The following is a 19622-nucleotide window of genomic DNA, read 5'->3' on the forward strand; positions in this document are numbered from 1 at the left end:
ACTCCCGCTCTACTTTGCTGCTAAAGTAAAAGTAAAAAAAGAAGTAATATGCATAAGTAAATGATTTCATACGAACTTTGTTTTTTATTTCGGGGGCAAAAGTAACGCTTTTATCTTATTGTGCAAATAAAAAAACGTTTTTTATTTGCAATTTTCATCGGAAGTTTGTCTTTTTTGTGGGGAATTGATAGAAATATGTCGTTCAAATCGCTTATTTGATTGCATTTCTACTCCCGTCGTCGGACACGGCGACTGGCAGCCGGCGCTCTTCGGAGGCCGGCGTGTACGTCCGATATACGTTAAGGCGTGTTGCGAAATAGGAGTTTCACGTTTGTTTCGTCCGTATGGAACTAAAGTTTCATACGGGTTGAAACTCTGGTTTCATAAGGGAGAAACTTTAGTTCCATCCCTGTTGAAACTACAGTTTCAAGCCTTGAAACTGCCGAAGGAACCGCTTGGGTGAAACAGAAAAGCCTGTCCAAATAAAAATTGGACAGGCTTTCGGAGGGGAGGAGAGTACAATATCTTTAAAAGATACCCGGAATCGCCTCTTGCTTTATTCCTTGAGTCCTGAATTCTCCGTTCAGTACGGCTTCTTCTTTCGGATTCAGTTCGAGCGATTTCTTCATGTCTTCCACCGAGCCGTCTTTATCTCCGTTCAGCAGCCTGGCACGCCCGCGTTCTTTGTAGGCTTCTGCGAAATTCGGATTCAGTTCGATGGCCTCGTCAAAGAGCCCGATAGCTTCCGGCAGTCTGTCTTGGTTGATATAGAGCTGCCCTGCATAGAGATAGGCCTGCTCGTTGAAAGGATTTATTTCCGTCACAAGGTGATAGTCCGCTTCCGCTTCCTCCGTCTGCCCGTTGGCTTCTTTCACTTTTCCCCGCAGGAGGATGGCGGTTTCCTCTTCCGGATTCAATGCAAGGACTGCATCAACGTCCTCCATTGTTTCGTTGTACTGTCTTAGTTGCAGCAACGTCTCCGCACGCAGCAGGCGGGCTTCGATGAAATCGTCTTTCAGGGTGATTGCTTTGGTGAGGTGGGCGATAGTCATCAGTGCGTCGTTCTGCCCCTTGCGGGCTTTGCCTATGAGGTAATGCGCCACGGCGTTCTCTGCTTCAAGGGCAACCGCCTTGTTGGCAGCCTCCTCCATCGCCCGGTAATCTTCCAGGATAAAGCATACGTTTGCCAGTGTCAGGAAAGTATGGGCGATGTGCGGTTCCATCTCGACCATTTGCTCCAGCAGTTGGCGTGCTTCGGTTGTCTCCCCTGTCTGGATGTGGAGTTGCGCGAGATAGCCCATCGTCTCGAAATCCTTTTCGATGGCAAGCGCTTCGGTGAAACATTTTGCGGCATAATCCGGACGTCCCATGCGTTGTGCACGCAGACCGTCGTATTTGAAAATCTCGAATCTTTTCTGTTCGTTTTTCTGCTTTTCGCTTTCCGGAGTTTCCGTTTTTCCGGAGAAGAAAGATTTAAAGAAGTTCGGCATGATATGTTGTTTTTGAGTTTGTCTGCAAATGTAGTAACTTATTTCGAAATATGTAATATTCCGTCCTCCATCTTCAAAGTGCCCTCGTCCAACAGGCTGCGGATGGCCTCGGCAACGTCCTCTCTTTCTGCTGTTAATTGAACGGCTATCTCTTTGGGAGATGACGGGCGCTGGAGGAGCAATGCGCTGATTTGCTGCTTCAGTTCTTCAAAGGCGACTTCGGAGGAAGCATTCGTCGCACGGTGGCTGAGGCAGACATCGCATTGCCCGCAGTTGTGCTTGTTTTCCTCTCCGAAATAGCGGAGCAGCATCCGGCTGCGGCATACATTCTCTGAGCCGACATACGTTTCCATTGCCTGGATGCGTGCTTCGTAGCGTGCCTTGCGCTCTTCATAGACCGAGGGGGGGATGTGTACGAAACGAAGCTCCTGCCGCTCGCGCGCGTATATAATATAAGGTGTCTTTTTGCGAGGAATGTAATCTACGATGCGCCGTTTGGTCAGCGTCACCAATATGTTGTAGATTTGCTCGCGAGTCAGTCCGGTGCGGAGGGCGAGGGATGCTTCGTTGATATAAGCATAATCCGTAAATACCCCTGTGTACATACGGAGGATGATTTGTATCAACGCTTCCGCTTCCGGCCCCATTTCGTACAACTTGTACAACTCATCCCGGCGAAGCGTGAAAAGGATGCGCGAAGCGTTGTCCTGCTCGTCTGTGTATTCCAGGTAACCGGCTTGAGTCAATATCTTCAGTGCACTGTCTACCGGGACCGGGAAGTATTTGAACTTCCGGCAAAACTCTTCGAGGTTGAATTCGCGCACACACTGGAAGCCGTCTCCCATTGCCATCTGGTAATAATATTGCAGATGCTCGTAGACATCGAGTATGTACGTTTTGTCGGGGAAAGTATCCGCTATCCGTTTGTGCAGGGTTGTCTTGTCCGACTTGGCGTATAGGATGACGGCATAGGCCTTCTTACCGTCTCTTCCCGCACGTCCCGCCTCCTGGAAGTAGGCTTCGGGCGAATCGGGCAAGTCGAGGTGCAGCACAATGCGGACATCGGGCTTGTCGATACCCATCCCGAAGGCGTTTGTTGCCACCATCACGCGGACTTCCCCGTTTTGCCAACGCTTTTGCCGGAGGTCTTTTACGGCATTGTCGAGCCCGGCATGGTAGAAGTCGGCAGTAATATCTTCGTTCACCAACAGTTCGGTGATTTCTTTGGTGCGCCGTCTGTTGCGCACATAGACAATGGCGCTGCCTTCTATTTTTCGCAGGATATGCAGCAGTTCGCTTGTCTTGTTGTCTGTCTTGCGGACGATGTATGCTAAATTCTTCCGTTCGAAACTCATGCGGAAGACATTCCCTTTCTCGAAATTCAGCCGTTCCTGGATGTCTTTTACCACTGCCGGAGTTGCGGTCGCGGTGAGTGCCAGCACCGGAACTCCCGGCAGAAGTTCCCGTATTTCCGCTATCTTCAGGTAGGCGGGGCGGAAATCGTATCCCCATTGCGAGATACAGTGGCTTTCGTCTACCGTTATCATGGAGACTTTCATGGAACGGAGCTTGGTGCGGAATATTTCCGTATCCAAACGTTCCGGAGAGATATAGAGGAATTTGTAGTTGCCGAAGATGCAGTTTTCGAGTGCGGTGATAATCTCCTGCCGGGTCATACCCGAATATACGGCGAGTGCCTTGATACCGCGTTTGCGCAGATTGTGTACCTGGTCTTTCATCAGGGCGATGAGGGGAGTGATGACGATACAAATCCCCTCTTGGGCGAGGGCGGGAACCTGAAAGGTGATGGACTTTCCGCCGCCGGTAGGCATCAGTCCCAACGTATCTCTGCCTTCGCCGATACTGGTAATGATCTCTTCCTGCAAGTCGCGGAAAGAGTCATAACCCCAGTATTGTTTTAATATCTCCTGATACTTACTCAATCGGTTTGATGTCTTCGATTTGAAGTTGTACTTCACCCCGTTTGTGGGTGTTCTCTTCGATGGTGTAGCAGATGTCGAACGAACGTTTGGTCTTGATGTACCGCACGTGCGAACTTTGCCCGAATGCGATACCGTTCATGACGTTGTTCGATTTGTTATCCACCAGTTCGAGCTTGATGTGTTCCTGGTCGCGTCCTACCACTTTGCTTGTTCCGTAGTCATACACATGGTGCGTGCAGAAGATAGGTTTGATGTTGTCGGGACCGAAAGGATTGAATTTTTTCAGGTCGTTGAAGAACCTGGGAGAGATGTCTCTGAAATCAATCTCGGCATCAATGTCAATGACGGCACTCGTCTGTTCCGGTAGGATATGCTGTGAGACATATTCCTCAAACCGCTTGGTGAAGGCAGCCACATTCTCCACTTTCATGGATAATCCGGCAGCATAAGTGTGTCCGCCGAAGTTCTCCAACAGGTCGCGGCAATGCTCAATCGCTTTGTACACATCGAAACCGGAGACGGAACGTGCCGACCCCGTTGCCATATCGTCCGTGCGGGTCAGCACCACGGCAGGACGATAGTAGACTTCCGTCAGGCGGGAAGCCACGATACCGATTACACCTTTGTGCCACTCTTCGTTATAAAGAACGATAGAGCGGCGGTCGGCCAGTCCTTCCAAATGGGCGACGATTCTGTTTGCCTCTTCCGTCATGCTCTTGTCGAGGTCTTTCCGTGTCTCGTTATACTGATTGATTTGTCCGGCTTTCTCAAGTGCAGCCGAGAAGTCTTTCTCCGTCAGCAGGTCGACCGCCTCTTTTCCGTTTTGGATACGTCCCGATGCATTGATGCGCGGACCGATTTTGAACACGATATCGCTGACTGTAATTTCTTTTTCGGAAAGTCCGCATACATCGATAATGGCTTTCATCCCGATGCTCGGATTGCTGTTCAACTGCTTCAACCCGTGAAAAGCAAGAATGCGGTTCTCGCCCATAATCGGAACGATGTCTGATGCAATGCTGACCGCCACAATGTCAAGCAACGGAATCAGGTGGTGAAACTCGATACCGTTACTGATAGCGAAGGCTTGCATGAACTTGAAACCGACGCCGCATCCTGAAAGGTGCGTGTACGGATAGGTGTTGTCCGGGCGTTTGGCGTTCAGAATAGCTACGGCAGGCGGGAGTATATCGTCCGGCACATGGTGGTCGCAGATGATAAAATCAATACCTTTCTCTTTGGCATACGTCACTTCCTCTACTGCTTTTATTCCACAGTCGAGCACAATAATTAAGCCTACGCCGGTTTCTGCGGCATAGTCCACTCCCTTTTTAGAAATCCCATACCCCTCGTTGTAACGGTCGGGTATGTAATAATCAAGGTTCGAATAGAACTGTTGGATAAACTTGTAGACCAGTGCCACGGCGGTAGTACCGTCTACGTCATAATCTCCATAAATTAGAATACGTTCTTTCTTTCCCATCGCCCTGTTCAGACGTTCTACTGCAATATCCATATCCCTCATCAGGAATGGGTCATGCAGGTCGGGCAATTGCGGGCGGAAGAATTTCTTGGCATCTGTTGGCTTTGTAATTCCCCGTTGCACCAAAAGTTGTCCGAGTATCGGGCTAATCCCCAATTCTTGTGCCAATGTCTGGCTTATTTCTGTCTGTTCGGGTGTAATGGGTCGATAATTCCATTTGTGATTCATTCTTATATATTGCTTTTTTCTTTTCTGTTCTCAAGGGTTGAGAAAGGCACTTCTTTTCAACGAGGGGTAAAAGTACGAAAAAAACCGGAAGTGGGAGAAGATATGATGAAAATATTTCGTGGGCAACTTATAATGGCTTTATCTTCGGGCTATATATGGACTGCTGCTTTACCGCCCAATAAGGCTCAGACGGAATGTTTATCGCAAATCCCGTTCTTCGTATTTGCATATCGCCTCTATCCACTCCTCAGTCAGTGGCATAGACTCATGCTTTTCCAAGTCGAAAGTCACCATGACAGACTTGCAGATGCATTTTATCTCGTTCGTTTCCGTATCAATCACCCGTTGGACCAGATGAAAACTCTTGGTGCCTATCTTGGAGACGGCCGTTTGCACGGCAATATGGTCTGATGCGAAAATCTGCTTGACGAAGTCCGCTTCGATATGAACGACAACGATACCCATCTTCTCCCAATCTACGCCCGGACATACCGAGGCGAAGTATTCGGTCTTTCCCAAATCATAAAAAGAGAAATAAACGGTGTTGTTGACGTGCCCGAATTTATCTACGTCATTGAAGCGCAACTGAATAGGTAATGTGTGGTGAAATACGATTTCTTCCATTGTTTTCACTTAATCTTTTTGAATTCGGCGCAAAATTAGTACTTTTGCGTGTTATTCTCAACAGAAATTAACCAAGAAATGATAGAAGATATTAAAAAAGCCTGTCAGGTGATGAATGAAGGGGGAGTCATCCTTTATCCTACTGATACCGTTTGGGGAATAGGCTGCGACGCGACTAACGAAGAGGCGGTGCGTCGTGTATATGAGATAAAGAAACGTGCGGACAGCAAGGCGATGCTTGTGTTGGTAGATACTCCTGTGAAGGTGGATTTTTATGTACAGGATGTACCCAATGTAGCATGGGACTTGATTGAAGTTGCCGACAAGCCGTTGACGATAATTTATTCTGGTGCACGTAATTTGGCTCCGAATCTGTTGGCGGAAGACGGAAGTGTGGGCATACGCGTCACAAACGAGGAGTTCTCAAAACGCCTCTGTCAACGGTTCCGTAAAGCGATTGTCTCTACATCGGCGAATGTGAGCGGGCAGCCCGGTGCTGCCAATTTCAGCGAAATCAGCGATGAAATCAAATCGGCGGTAGATTATATCGTAAGCTTCCGTCAGGATGATATGAACCGGCCGAAACCTTCAAGTATTATTAAGTTGGACAAAGGTGGAGTGATTAAGATAATTCGTGAATAATGAAAGAGGAAAAACAGAGTTTATTACAGCGTTGCATCAAGTGGCGGGAAGCTAATATAAAGGAAAAGCAGTTTATCCTGATATTAAGTTTCCTGGTCGGAATCTTCACAGCGTTTGCAGCTTTGATATTGAAGTTCTTTATCCATCAGATACAGAATTTCTTGACTGATAATTTTAATGTAACGGAAGCCAACTACCTGTATCTGGTATATCCGGTTGTCGGAATTTTCCTGGCGGGCTGGTTTGTGCGCAACATTGTCAAGGACGATATCAGTCATGGAGTTACCAAGATTTTATATGCAATTTCCCGCAGAAAGGGGCGAATCAAGCGGCATAACATATGGTCGTCTATCATTGCCAGTGCGATTACCATCGGGTTCGGTGGTTCGGTAGGAGCGGAGGCGCCGATTGTTTTGACGGGTTCTGCCATCGGCTCCAATTTGGGAAGCATATTCAAGATGGAGCACCGTACGCTGATGTTACTTGTCGGTTGCGGAGCGGCAGGTGCCGTTGCCGGTATCTTTAAAGCCCCGATTGCCGGACTGGTATTTACGCTGGAAGTGCTGATGATCGACCTCACCATGTCTTCGTTGCTCCCTTTGCTGATTTCGGCTGTGACGGCGGCTACCGTTTCTTATATAACTACCGGTACGGAAGCCATGTTCAAGTTTCATCTCGACCAGCCGTTTGAGTTGGAACGTATTCCTTACGTTATTCTGTTGGGTATCTTTTGCGGACTGATTTCTCTCTACTTCACCCGTAGCATGAACTCGGTGGAAGGTGTTTTCGGCAAACTCAATAATCCTTATAAAAAATTAGCCTTCGGGGGTGCGATGTTGAGCGTGTTGATTTTCCTTTTCCCACCTCTCTACGGCGAAGGATACGACACGATTAATCTTCTGCTGAACGGTACGTCTGCCGAGGAGTGGGATACGGTCATGAACAATTCGATATTCTATGGCTATGGTAGTCTGCTCTTGGTATATCTGATGCTGATTATTCTGCTGAAAGTGTTTGCATCCAGCGCAACGAACGGTGGTGGCGGTTGTGGAGGTATCTTTGCTCCTTCGCTTTACCTGGGGTGTATTGCCGGATTTGTGTTCTCGCATTTTAGTAATGACTTTGCGTTCTCTGTCTATTTGCCCGAGAAGAATTTTGCTTTGATGGGAATGGCAGGGGTAATGAGCGGCGTTATGCACGCACCTTTGACCGGAGTGTTTCTGATAGCCGAACTGACCGGCGGATATGATTTGTTCCTTCCGTTGATGATTGTATCCGTCAGCTCGTATCTGACGATTATCGCGTTTGAACCTCATAGTATTTACTCCATGCGTTTGGCAAAGAGGGGGCAATTGCTGACACATCACAAAGACAAGGCGGTGCTGACACTGATGAAAATGGAGAATGTGGTGGAAAAGGATTTTGTGGTTGTGCATCCCGAAATGGATTTGGGCGAATTGGTGAAAGGCATTGCTGCTTCTCATCGGAATGTGTTCCCCGTGACGGATAAGAAAACTGGCGAACTGTTGGGTATTGTCCTGCTTGACGATATCCGTAACATTATGTTCCGGCAAGAACTTTACCATCGTTTTACCGTCAATAAATTGATGACATCCGCTCCTGCCAAGATATACAATACGGATGGGATGGAACAAGTGATGCAGACGTTTGACGATACTAAAGCCTGGAATCTTCCGGTTGTGGATGAGGAAGGACGTTACGAGGGATTTGTCTCTAAATCGAAAATATTCAACTCATACCGGCAAGTGCTGGTGCATTTCTCGGAAGACTAACCCGTATCTATAACATTGTTAAGATTATGAAGAAAGAAGATTTAAGAATAGTATATATGGGTACTCCCGATTTTGCGGTAGAAGCCCTGAAACAGTTAGTAGAAGGTGGTTATAATGTGGTGGGTGTGATAACCATGCCCGACAAACCGGCAGGACGCGGACATAAAATACAATACTCTCCGGTTAAGCAATACGCACTTGAACAGAATTTGCCATTGCTCCAACCGGAGAAGCTAAAAGATGAGGCGTTTGTGGAGGCGTTGCGTGAATGGAAAGCCGATTTACAGATTGTAGTCGCCTTCCGTATGTTGCCGGAAGTAGTGTGGAATATGCCACGGTTAGGAACTTTCAATCTCCATGCGTCTTTGCTTCCTCAATATCGCGGAGCCGCCCCCATCAACTGGGCAGTGATAAACGGCGATACGGAAACAGGTATCACTACTTTCTTCCTGAAACATGAGATAGACACCGGGGAAGTGATTCAGCAAGTCCGTGTGCCTATTGCGGATACGGATAATGTGGAAGTGGTGCACGATAAACTGATGCTGTTAGGCGGAAAGTTGGTTGTTGAAACGGTTGATGCAATCTTGGAAGGCACGGTAAAGTCGATACCTCAAGAAGAAATGGCTGTGGTGGGCGAACTTCGTCCGGCTCCGAAGATATTTAAAGACACCTGCCGGATTGACTGGAACCGACCGGTGAAGAATGTCTATGACTTTATTCGCGGACTCTCTCCTTATCCTGCCGCCTGGAGCGAACTGAACACTCCCGAAGGTGAAACTGTAGTCGTGAAAATCTTCGAGACGGAAAAGATTGTCGAACTGCATCAGTTGCCGGCCGGAACAGTCATGACGGATGGAAAGAAATACATAAAAGTGGCTGTATCGGACGGTTTTATATCTATCCTTTCACTACAGTTCCCCGGCAAAAAACGTCTGAAAACGGATGAACTGCTTCGCGGATACCGTCTGACAGATGGAAGTAAAATGAAATAAACTGAACCTAAAATAAAAGAGTTATGAAACCAATTATCGCTCCTTCCATTCTTTCCGCCGATTTCGGAAATTTGGCGAAAGATATTGAGATGGTAAACCGTAGCGAAGCGGGATGGGTACATATTGATATTATGGACGGGGTATTTGTCCCGAATATATCATTCGGTTTTCCGGTATTGAAGTATGTAGCGAAGCTGAGTAAGAAACCTTTGGATGTACATCTGATGATTGTTAATCCGGAGAAGTTCATTCCCGAAGTGAAAGCGTTGGGTGCTCATATAATGAATGTGCATTATGAAGCGTGCCCACACCTGCACAGGGTGATTCAGCAAATCAAGGAAGCTGGAATGCAACCTGCTGTGACAATCAACCCGGCAACTCCGGTAGCTATGCTCCAAGACATTATTCAAGATGTATATATGGTGCTTGTCATGAGTGTTAATCCGGGATTCGGCGGACAGAAGTTCATAGAACATTCGGTAGAGAAAGTTAGGGAACTGCGTGCGTTGATAGAACGGACAGGTTCAAAAGCCTTAATTGAAGTGGACGGTGGCGTCAATATCGAAACAGGAGCACGTTTGGTTGAGGCGGGAGCCGATGCTTTGGTGGCAGGTAATGCTGTTTTTGGAGTTCCCGATCCTGAAGAGATGATTTGCCAATTGCACAACTTGTAGTTATGAACAGGATTTATGACCGCGTACCTCAACCACTGACGCGTTGAGTACGTTCTATCTTCATAAATACTCATCCATACGCCTGATTATTCCGTGGATAGCAGGCGTTTTTTGTGGCGACCGTTTATTTGAATGTTCGCCGGGAGTCTTTTGGGGAATTCTCGCCTTTTGCCTTTTGGCTTGTGTGTCCATAGGCTTTTATTTTATTGAACGTTATTCATTACGCTGGTGCTTCGCGGTGCCTGTCTTTGCTTTCTGTTTTGTAGGCGGATGGATTAGCATAACTTGGCAACTGCAACAAGTGACCGATTATACTTTTCCGAAAGAGGAAGCCGTTTACCGTGTGCTGATAACAGGCACGCCTCAAACGAAAGAACGTACTTATTTGTGTCAGGTTCTATTAAAGGAACATTGGAATTCGATAGGTGTTTATCCGGTAGGACGGAAATCAATCCTTTATCTGCAACGTGATTCGGCGGCTTCCCGATTAAAGAGCGGAGACGAATTGTTGGTCTCCGCTCGTATTTCTCCTCCTGCCAACCATAAAAACTTTGATGAATTCGATTATGCCCGTTATCTGATAAGGAAAGGAATTAGTGGAACAGGCTATGTAGCATCCGGAAAGTGGACTTTACTGTCTTTCCATTCACCATCCGATTCTTTATTATTCTTACCAGACGGAGAAAAGGCATATGGTTTCGGCTTGAATACCCTTTATTGGGGAAATACAGCCGTTTATTGCCGGGAAAAAATAATCTCTCTTTATCGCAGATTAGGGTTTGAAGGCGATGAACTGACAGTACTTTCCGCATTGACTGTAGGTGATAAGACGGAATTGAGCGAATCGGTTCGTGAAAGTTATTCGGTAGCAGGTGCAAGTCATATTCTCGCTCTTTCCGGTTTGCATATCGGACTTTTGTCGGCTTTGCTTCTTTTTCTTTTGAAACCTGTGACCGGAAGAGGAGAGGTGGGGCGGTGCATACGTATCGTTTTTCTTTGTATTTTGTTGTGGCTTTTTGCCTTTCTTACAGGTTTCTCACCATCGGTCGTCCGTGCGGTAACTATGTTTTCTTTGTGGGCGATAATCAGTCTGTTCGGTCGCCAACCCGTCTCTTTGAATACACTGACGGCCACTGCATGGCTGATGTTGTTGTGCCATCCGGCGTGGGTATTCGATGTCGGCTTTCAACTCTCTTTTGTCGCATTGATTTTTATTCTGCTTGTTCAGCCTCCCCTTTATCACTTGTTTACCATAAAAAATAGGATAGGCAGGTACGTTTGGGGAGTGATGAGTATGTCTCTTGTTGCGCAAATAGGGACGGCTCCATTAGTTATGTTGTACTTCTCCCGTTTCTCTACCCACTTTTTGTTGACTAATCTGGTTGTTGTTCCTTTAGTGACTATCATTCTCTATGCTGCCCTTTTTATGTTGTTGCTTACTCCGTTCTCTTGGATTCAGACAGAACTGGCGGAGGGAGTGAAAAAACTTTTGGAATTTCTCAATCTTTTTGTACGGTGGGTAGAACAACTCCCTTTTTCATCGGTTGACGGAATATGGCTTTATCCGTTGGAAGTGTTCGGATTTTACGTTTTTCTGTCACTCTTAATTTATTATTATATAAATCGGCGATACAAAAATCTGATACTCGGTCTTTCTTTTATGCTTTTATTGAGTCTTGTTCATGTAACTCTGTTTTGGGTAGACCGTCCCCGTTTGAGTCTTGTCTTTTATAATGTACGTGGTTGCCCGGCAGTTCATTGCATTGGGGGTGACAGACGTTCTTGGATAAATTATGCCGATACGCTACCCGACAAAAAACTTTTGAAACGGGTTGCTGCTAACTATTGGAATCACCACCGTCTTTTATTGCCGGAAGAAATAACCGGTGATTGTTGTACCGATGCACTCTTTCGTAGACAACAAATATTATCCTATCATGGGTGTCGCGTATGTATGGTGACAGACAATCGCTGGCGGAACAAATCGGCGGTTTCTGCGTTATTTACAATCGATTATCTTTACTTATGCAAAGGTTTTGACGGCCGTCTGGAAGAACTGGTCAAACTTTTTGCTCCCGGTTGTATCCTGTTGGATGCTTCTCTCCCGGAATACCGCAGAAAGAGTCTTGAAGAAGAGTGCAGGCAATTCGGTTTACGTTTTATCTCTTTGTCCGAAGAAGGTTCTGTTTGCTTTTTGCTCTAAGTACAAAGATTTATCGTACATTTGCACCCCGATAAAGTATAAGCGTATGTTGACAAAAGTAATAGAACAAGCCAAGATAGACCATTTTGCTAAATGGTTTGAACGAGCTGACAAAATAGTAATTGTATCTCATGTGTCTCCGGACGGAGATGCCATCGGTTCTTCGTTGGGATTATATCATTTTCTGAATTCACAGGAAAAGAGTGTAAATGTTATTGTTCCCAATGCTTTCCCTGATTTTCTGCGGTGGATGCCTGGTAGCAAGGACATTCTTCTGTACGACCGTTACAAGGATTTTGCAGACAAACTGATTGCCGAAGCGGATGTAATCTGTTGCTTGGATTTCAACGCATTGAAACGCATTGATGATATGGCTGATGCCGTAGCAGCTTCTTCTGCCCGTAAGATAATGATCGACCATCATCTGTATCCTGAGGAATTCTGCAAGATAACCATGTCTTATCCTAAAATATCCTCTACTTCCGAACTGGTATTCCGGTTGATTTGCCGGATGGGTTATTTCAGCGATATCTCTAAGCAAGGCGCCGAATGCATTTATACAGGTATGATGACAGATACCGGCGGTTTTACCTATAACTCGAACAATCGGGAGATTTATTTCATCATCAGTGAACTTCTTTCCAAAGGAATTGATAAGGATGATATTTACCGTAAGGTTTACAACACTTATTCCGAAAGCCGTTTGCGCCTGATGGGCTATGTATTGTCGAACATGACTGTTTACTCGAATTGCAACGCTGCGCTCATTACACTAACAAAAGCTGAGCAAGGTAAGTTTAATTACATCAAAGGCGATAGCGAAGGTTTTGTCAATATTCCTCTTACCATCAAGAATGTCTGTTTCTCCTGTTTCCTGCGCGAAGATACCGAGAAGCCAATGATAAAGATTTCCCTTCGTTCCGTGGGTACTTTCCCGTGTAATCAGTTGGCTGCCGAGTTTTTTAATGGGGGCGGTCATTTGAATGCGTCCGGCGGCGAGTTTTTCGGAACGATGGAAGAAGCAAAAGCTGTTTTTGAGAAAGCATTGGAGAAGTATAAATCGTTACTAACAGCCAAAAGCTAAAGGTGGAAGGTTAAAAGTGAATGTGGAAAGGTTAAAAGATACGAACTTTCAACTCCCCCTTTTCAACTTTTAATGAATTTGAGATACATTTGTACAGAATATAGCTAAATAACAGATAATGAAGAAACTTTTATTTTTATTTCTCTCCCTCTTTATCGCCGGAAGTTTATTCCAGGCCTGTGACGATTCAAAGACTTATGCAGAACAGTTGGAGGATGAGAAAAATGCTGTAGAGAGATTCATCAAAGACAGTGCGATTCATGTGATTTCCGTGTCGGAGTTCGAACAGAACGACTCTGTGACGAAAGCGAGAGCAAACGGTGATGCTTATGATGAATTCGTCTTCTTCTCCGGCGAAGGAGTATATATGCAGATTATAGACCGGGGCAATGATGATAAGGTAAATTATACAGACGAGGAAAAAGAAAAAGATAAGTTTGTAGATGGCAATAACATCTGTACCCGTTATGCGGAGACAAATATCGAAACGCGCGAACTGGCGGCTTTCAACATTCCTGTTGAGGGATATATGGATGCCGGAACACTGTATGCCTATCCTGCTGTGTTCCGTTATGTAAAAACTGAAACTTACTCGGCTGGCACATTTACCGAAATGGATTATGCGTGGGGGCAATATTATGCAAGTACCGCAGTGCCGCAAGGGTGGCTTTTGTCATTGCCTTATCTGCGCGATAACGCTCATGTACGCCTTATCGTTCCTTCCAAAATGGGACATAATTCCGCACAGAAGTACGTGACTCCTTATTTCTACGACATTACGGAGTTCCGTAAGGCACGAAGCTAAGACACTAACATTTAAATAAATATTTATAGTAAAACACTTATGACTCTAATCAAATCTATCTCTGGCATCCGCGGAACCATTGGCGGAGGCGCGGGTGAAGGGCTGAATCCGCTTGACATTGTAAAATTCACCTCGGCTTATGCTACTTTGATTCGTAAGACTTGCAAAGTGCAGAGCAACAAAATTGTAGTGGGACGCGACGCTCGCATCTCCGGTGAAATGGTGAAAAACGTAGTAGTCGGCACCTTGATGGGAATGGGCTGGGATGTTGTAGACATAGACTTGGCTTCTACTCCGACTACAGAATTGGCTGTAACGATGGAAGGCGCTTGTGGCGGTATCATCCTGACAGCTTCTCATAACCCGAAACAATGGAATGCATTGAAATTGCTGAATGAATACGGCGAATTCCTTAATGCAGCCGAAGGTAACGAAGTACTCCGGATAGCCGAAGCCGAAGAGTTCGATTATGCCGATATAGACCACTTGGGTTCTTATCGCAAAGACCTTACTTACAATCAGAAACATATCGACAGCGTACTGGCTCTTGACTTGGTAGATGTTGAAGCGATTAAAAAAGCGGATTTCCGTGTAGCTATTGACTGTGTAAACTCTGTGGGCGGTATCATCCTTCCCGAACTTTTGGAACGTTTGGGTGTGAAGCACGTAGAAAAACTCTATTGTGAACCTACTGGAAACTTCCAGCACAATCCCGAACCGCTTGAAAAGAATCTCGGTGACATCATGGACTTGATGAAGGGCGGAAAAGCAGATGTGGCATTTGTGGTAGACCCCGATGTCGACCGTTTGGCAATGATTTGCGAAGACGGTGTGATGTATGGTGAGGAATATACTTTGGTTACTGTTGCCGACTATGTATTGAAACATACGCCGGGCAACACAGTATCCAACTTGAGTTCTACCCGTGCTTTGCGCGATGTGACCCGCAAATACGGTATGGAATACAATGCTTCTGCCGTAGGCGAAGTAAATGTAGTAACAAAGATGAAAGCAACCAATGCTGTTATCGGTGGTGAAGGAAATGGTGGAGTTATCTATCCTGCCAGCCACTATGGACGTGATGCACTGGTAGGTATCGCTTTGTTCCTAAGTCATCTGGCTCACGAAGGAAAGAAAGTGAGCGAACTTCGTGCTACTTATCCTCCGTATTTCATCGCAAAGAACCGTGTAGACTTGACACCGGAAATTGATGTGGATGCCATTCTTGCTAAAGTAAAGGAAATCTATAAAGACGAAGAGGTCAATGACATCGATGGTGTGAAGATTGACTTTGTCGACAAATGGGTACACTTACGCAAGAGTAATACCGAACCGATTATCCGTGTATATAGCGAAGCATCTACAATGGAAGCTGCCGAAGAAATCGGTCAGAAGATTATGAATGTGATTAATGAATTAGTTAAGTAAACAACGCGCTTTGTTTGTTGTGAAGATATAGAGAAAGGAGAACTTATTTGTAAGTTCTCCTTTTTTATGCTTTCCATTTTCGTCAAAACGGTTAATATAGAAGTTGGCTTGGCGAAGATAGAAGAAATTTTTGGAAAATTGCGGCTGAAAATATACCTTTGTCACATTATACACCTATATAGTTATCAATATGCTATGAAAAAATACTTGATCCTCGTCTTTGTTATCTTGATTCGTTCATTTGCTGTCTTGGCTGATTCGGGTAAAGACGCTTATCTTTTCCGTAAAGTAGATTATCAACAAGGGCTTTCCAATAGTGCTGTGCTTTGTCTCTATCAGGATAAAGCAGGCTTGATGTGGTTTGGCACTTACGATGGCGTCAATTGTTACGATGGCAAAAGTATGGAAACCTTTCGTTCGGACTTTTCGGAACCAAAGACGCTGAGCAACAATGTCATTCATTCTATCCAGCAGGCAGACAGTAGTTGTTTGTGGATTACTACCCATTTGGGAGTCAATCGTTTTTCGCAAGATTCGCGTCAGGTAGTGCGATATTATGATTTTACAGGCGATTATCATCTGCATTCCAATCCGAAAGGAGATACCTGGATAATAAGAAATGAAGGAATCTTCTATTACAATACTTATCATAAGAAGTTTGTCCGTTTCAATGATATGGAGATTTCTACCGGGCATATGAACCGGCGTTCCTTTGTCACGGACGATGGCGTCTTATGGATTTTTCCACAAAATACAGGTCGTCTGATTCAATGCTCGTTAGACGGTTTCGACCGGGATACATTGTCTGTCCATCCTGCTGTTTCATCTTCCGACTTTCATGCAAAACCTATCGATGATGTATTTTATCAGAACGGTATCCTCTGTTTCGTGGATGCGGAGCAGGAACTTTATGTATATGACATTTCCAGAAGGTCTAAAATCTATATTCGTAACCTCTCTTCGTTGGTACAGCAATACGGGAAAGTTGTGGGAATCGTTCCCTTTTATGAAGACATTATCATTGCATTTCAAGCCAATGGTTTAGTACGTTTGCGCTCTTCGAAAAGGTACGAAGAGGAAGTGGTAGACCGTAATGTACGTATATATGATATTTTCCGCGATCCTCATCAGAATATTCTTTGGGTGGCTTCGGACGGACAGGGAGCCGTCATGTATGCAAAGAAGTATTCGATAGCTACCAATCTGATGCTCGGCAAACTGTCCTCCAACTTAAGTCGGCAGGTGCGTTCGGTCATGACAGACAAATATGGCGGAATGTGGTTTGGCACGAAAGGAGATGGACTTTTGCATATACACGACTATGAAGGCGGCATGATTGCTTCTGCTACTACAGTTTACTCTTCCGTCGGCAGACAGGACGCTTCGTCTTATACCCGTTGGAATAGAGAGTTTCAGGCCTACTCATTGAAGCAAAGCCGTTATATGGATGGCTTTTGGGTAGGGTCGGGCAATCCCGGACTGTTTTACTATTCTTTTGCAGACAAAGCCTTGCATTGTGTGGAGGATAAGTCGGCAGACCCGGTTATCGAAATACATGATATTTATGAAGAGAATGACAGCGTACTCTATGCGGTTACGGCCGGGGTCGGATTTCGTAAGTTGATATTAGAGAAGAAACAAGGGCAGATTCATCTCAAGTCGCAAAAGCGTTATCACTTCTTTTACGAACAGAAAGAGATAACCATGTTCTATCCGATGTTGGCCGAAGGCGATTCCATTCTTTGGTTGGGAAGCCGGGAGAAAGGATTGATTCGGTTTAACAAAGCGACAGAAGAATATAAAGTCATCTCTTTGAAAGAAATACTGCATAAATCGGTTGATGATGTACTCAGTCTGCATCGTGCTAAAGATGGGAGGATGTATGTAGGCACAACGTCGGGACTTGTGTGTCTGGCTTTCGACAAGCAACAAATCAGTGCCACCTATATCGGTAGAGAACAAGGATTGCTTAATGATATGATTCATGGCATATTGGAAGATGCAAACGGTTTCTTATGGCTTGGCACCAATCGTGGACTTATTAAATATAACCCCCAAAATACCTCTTCGCATACTTATTATTATGCTGCCGGAGTGCAGGTAGGCGAGTTTAGCGACGACGCCTATTATCAGTGTCCTTACACCGGACGACTTTTCTTCGGAGGCATTGACGGTTTGCTTTATCTCGATAAAGAGGTGGCGACAGCTCCGGAATTCTATCCGAACATCTTATTGCGTAAGCTAACGGTTGGCCGCAAAGAGGTCAATCTGGGTGATTATTATACCGACGGTGGCAAAGCGTTAACTTTTAAAGGAGCGAAAGTCTCTTTTTCCCTTTCTTTTGTGGTTCCCGACTTTCTTACCGGAGGTGATGTCGAATACTCCTATATGCTGGACGGGTTTGATAAAGACTGGACCTCGTTTAGCAGCATCAATGAAGCATCGTACATGGAAATCCCTTCGGGCAGCTATGTTTTAAAGGTACGTTACAAGAAAGACGTATTCAATACGGAATACAAGGTCTTTTCCATTCCCGTGTACATTCTTCCGCCGTGGTATCGTTCTGCGGCAGCCTATGTCATTTACTTGCTGTTTTTCATACTGATAGCCGGTTATCTGATTCGTTTGTTCAGAAAATATTTTCTTCAGAAGCGTGCCGTGCAGCGGTTGTTGACGGCAGAAAGCAATGAAGCGCTGCCCGAGTCTGCCAGCCTTAATCGTGAACTGCTGAATCGCTTTACGTCCATTTATCGCTCCTGCGACCAGTTGCGTGCGGAAAATCTCCCTTATGAACAACGTCTCAGAATCATGGAGCAGGTGCACGAGACAGTCGTTGCCACTCTTTTCCGTCCGGGAACTTTGGCTGTAGAAGAACTTAAGTCGTTTTTCCCTACCGAATATGCGATTACCGGTTGTATGTGCATGAAAGAACTCTCTGTAGAAGTCTTGAATGTACTGGAAGGACAAGGCGTTGATGTATCTTCTGTAAAATTGGCTATACCGGAACATTTTGTTTATCCTGTTTATAAGAATGCCTTGCGCTGTATGCTCTATTGGTGTTACCTTTACGTTGCCGGAGCAAAAAGTAAGTCGGACTTTGTAGTGGACGCCAAAGAAGAGGAAGGGCGGATGTTACTACAATTCTCTGCTGCGGACGATACCGTGAAGGAATTGTACAAGCAGCTTTCCGGTTCGGAAGAAGACGGGAGAAGAGACAGCAAAGAGACAGAAGAAGCAATCACTACCCGGCGATTGCTGTTCTCCGTGCAAGCCGCTTTGAGACAGCTAAATGTCGCACTCCACTACGCCGACAGCGAAAAAAAGCATTTGCTGACATTAACCTTTGCACCGGCTGTTATTAAAGAAACCGAGGAACATGGAAAGAAAACGGTGCTTCTGCTGGAGGATAGGGATGAAATGGTGTGGCTGATAAGTGACTTGTTGGCCGATGAATTCATAGTCTGTCCGGTAAAGAGCGTGCAGCTTGCGTTTGAAGAAATACGTCGCTCGGCTCCAGCTTTGTTGCTGGTTGATATGTTGATGTATGCAAAAGCAGAGAGCGACTTCCTGGAATATGTGAATAAGAATCGCAGCCAGCTTTCGAAAACAGCTTTTATTCCGATGCTAAGCTGGAAAGTAAGTTCGTCCATGCAGCGCGAACTGATTAAGTGGGCCGATTCGTACATAGTGCTTCCTTACGATATCATCTTCTTGAAGGAAGCGGTCAATAAAGCCATTTACGGTGCTCGCGAAGCAAAGCAAATCTATATGGAAGAGCTTGGTGACTGGGCGGGGCGCATTGTCTGTACGACCGAAGAACAGGCCGACTTTATCCGCAAACTATTGCAAGTGATAGAACAGAATCTCGACCAGGAAGAGCTGGGCTCCACCTTAATTGCCGACCGCATGGCGATGAGTCCGCGTCAATTCTACCGCAAGTTTAAAGAAATATCCAATGCGGCTCCCAGCGACCTGATAAAGAGTTATCGGATGGAGAAGGCTGCGCGATTGCTACGGAATGAAGAACTCTCTATTCAGGACGTTATCGCTGAGGTGGGTATTTCCAGCCGTTCCTATTTTTATAAAGAGTTTACCCGCCGGTTCGGAATGACACCGAAAGATTATCGGGAACAACTCCGATAATGCTGTTGCAACTCTCTTATTCTTTATTCATTGATTTTCGGGGGGATGTATTCTTCATTCCTTCTGTTTTTTGCTTGCTTGGATGAC

13 protein-coding genes are annotated in these 19622 nt (G+C 45.6%); 9 read left to right on the forward strand and 4 right to left on the reverse strand.

What is annotated here, in order from left to right; translation table 11 throughout:
• Positions 1-527: 527 nt before the first annotated feature.
• From QZ331_RS06925 to QZ331_RS06940, 4 genes are all read right to left on the reverse strand, one after another.
• Positions 528-1490, reverse strand: coding sequence for a tetratricopeptide repeat protein (locus QZ331_RS06925; protein ID WP_294629224.1), 963 nt, complete (start codon positions 1488-1490; stop codon positions 528-530).
• A 38-nt stretch (positions 1491-1528) separates the two neighbouring features.
• A complete protein-coding gene (locus QZ331_RS06930) occupies positions 1529-3433 on the reverse strand; it encodes an ATP-dependent DNA helicase RecQ (protein WP_294629225.1) in 1905 nt (634 codons plus the stop codon).
• A complete protein-coding gene (gene recJ, locus QZ331_RS06935) occupies positions 3426-5144 on the reverse strand; it encodes a single-stranded-DNA-specific exonuclease RecJ (RefSeq protein ID WP_294629226.1) in 1719 nt (572 codons plus the stop codon). Before recJ ends, QZ331_RS06930 begins: the two co-directional genes overlap by 8 nt.
• A 198-nt stretch (positions 5145-5342) precedes the next feature.
• Positions 5343-5768, reverse strand: a complete 426-nt coding sequence (locus QZ331_RS06940) for an acyl-CoA thioesterase (RefSeq protein ID WP_294629227.1) — start codon at positions 5766-5768, stop codon at positions 5343-5345.
• 78 nt (positions 5769-5846) lie between these two features.
• On the opposite strand from QZ331_RS06940, the gene QZ331_RS06945 reads away from it, so the two are divergent.
• The 9 genes from QZ331_RS06945 to QZ331_RS06985 all read left to right on the forward strand — a co-directional run bounded on the left by QZ331_RS06945 (position 5847) and on the right by QZ331_RS06985 (position 19535).
• The gene (locus QZ331_RS06945) at positions 5847-6410 is read left to right on the forward strand and encodes an L-threonylcarbamoyladenylate synthase (protein WP_135038072.1); all 564 of its coding nucleotides are present in this window, start codon (positions 5847-5849) and stop codon (positions 6408-6410) included.
• Positions 6410-8203, forward strand: a complete 1794-nt coding sequence (locus QZ331_RS06950; RefSeq protein ID WP_294629228.1) for a chloride channel protein — start codon at positions 6410-6412, stop codon at positions 8201-8203. The genes QZ331_RS06945 and QZ331_RS06950 overlap by 1 nt, the downstream gene beginning before the upstream one ends.
• Before the next feature lie 26 nt (positions 8204-8229).
• Positions 8230-9198, forward strand: coding sequence for a methionyl-tRNA formyltransferase (gene fmt, locus QZ331_RS06955; RefSeq protein WP_294629229.1), 969 nt, complete (start codon positions 8230-8232; stop codon positions 9196-9198).
• A 23-nt stretch (positions 9199-9221) separates the two neighbouring features.
• The gene (gene rpe, locus QZ331_RS06960) at positions 9222-9872 is read left to right on the forward strand and encodes a ribulose-phosphate 3-epimerase (protein ID WP_294629230.1); all 651 of its coding nucleotides are present in this window, start codon (positions 9222-9224) and stop codon (positions 9870-9872) included.
• A 43-nt stretch (positions 9873-9915) separates the two neighbouring features.
• The gene (locus QZ331_RS06965; RefSeq protein WP_294629231.1) at positions 9916-12075 is read left to right on the forward strand and encodes a ComEC/Rec2 family competence protein; all 2160 of its coding nucleotides are present in this window, start codon (positions 9916-9918) and stop codon (positions 12073-12075) included.
• A 46-nt stretch (positions 12076-12121) separates the two neighbouring features.
• Entirely contained in the window at positions 12122-13159 is a 1038-nt protein-coding gene (locus QZ331_RS06970; RefSeq protein ID WP_294629232.1) for a DHH family phosphoesterase, read from the forward strand.
• Positions 13160-13277: 118 nt separating this feature from the next.
• Positions 13278-13964, forward strand: a complete 687-nt coding sequence (locus QZ331_RS06975; protein WP_294629233.1) for a DUF4827 domain-containing protein — start codon at positions 13278-13280, stop codon at positions 13962-13964.
• A gap of 39 nt (positions 13965-14003) precedes the next feature.
• Positions 14004-15392, forward strand: coding sequence for a phosphoglucosamine mutase (gene glmM, locus QZ331_RS06980; RefSeq protein WP_294629234.1), 1389 nt, complete (start codon positions 14004-14006; stop codon positions 15390-15392).
• Positions 15393-15587: 195 nt separating this feature from the next.
• A complete protein-coding gene (locus tag QZ331_RS06985) occupies positions 15588-19535 on the forward strand; it encodes a helix-turn-helix domain-containing protein (protein WP_294629235.1) in 3948 nt (1315 codons plus the stop codon).
• Positions 19536-19622: the final 87 nt, after the last annotated feature.

This window comes from uncultured Bacteroides sp., assembly GCF_910586915.1.
Classification (GTDB): domain Bacteria; phylum Bacteroidota; class Bacteroidia; order Bacteroidales; family Bacteroidaceae; genus Bacteroides.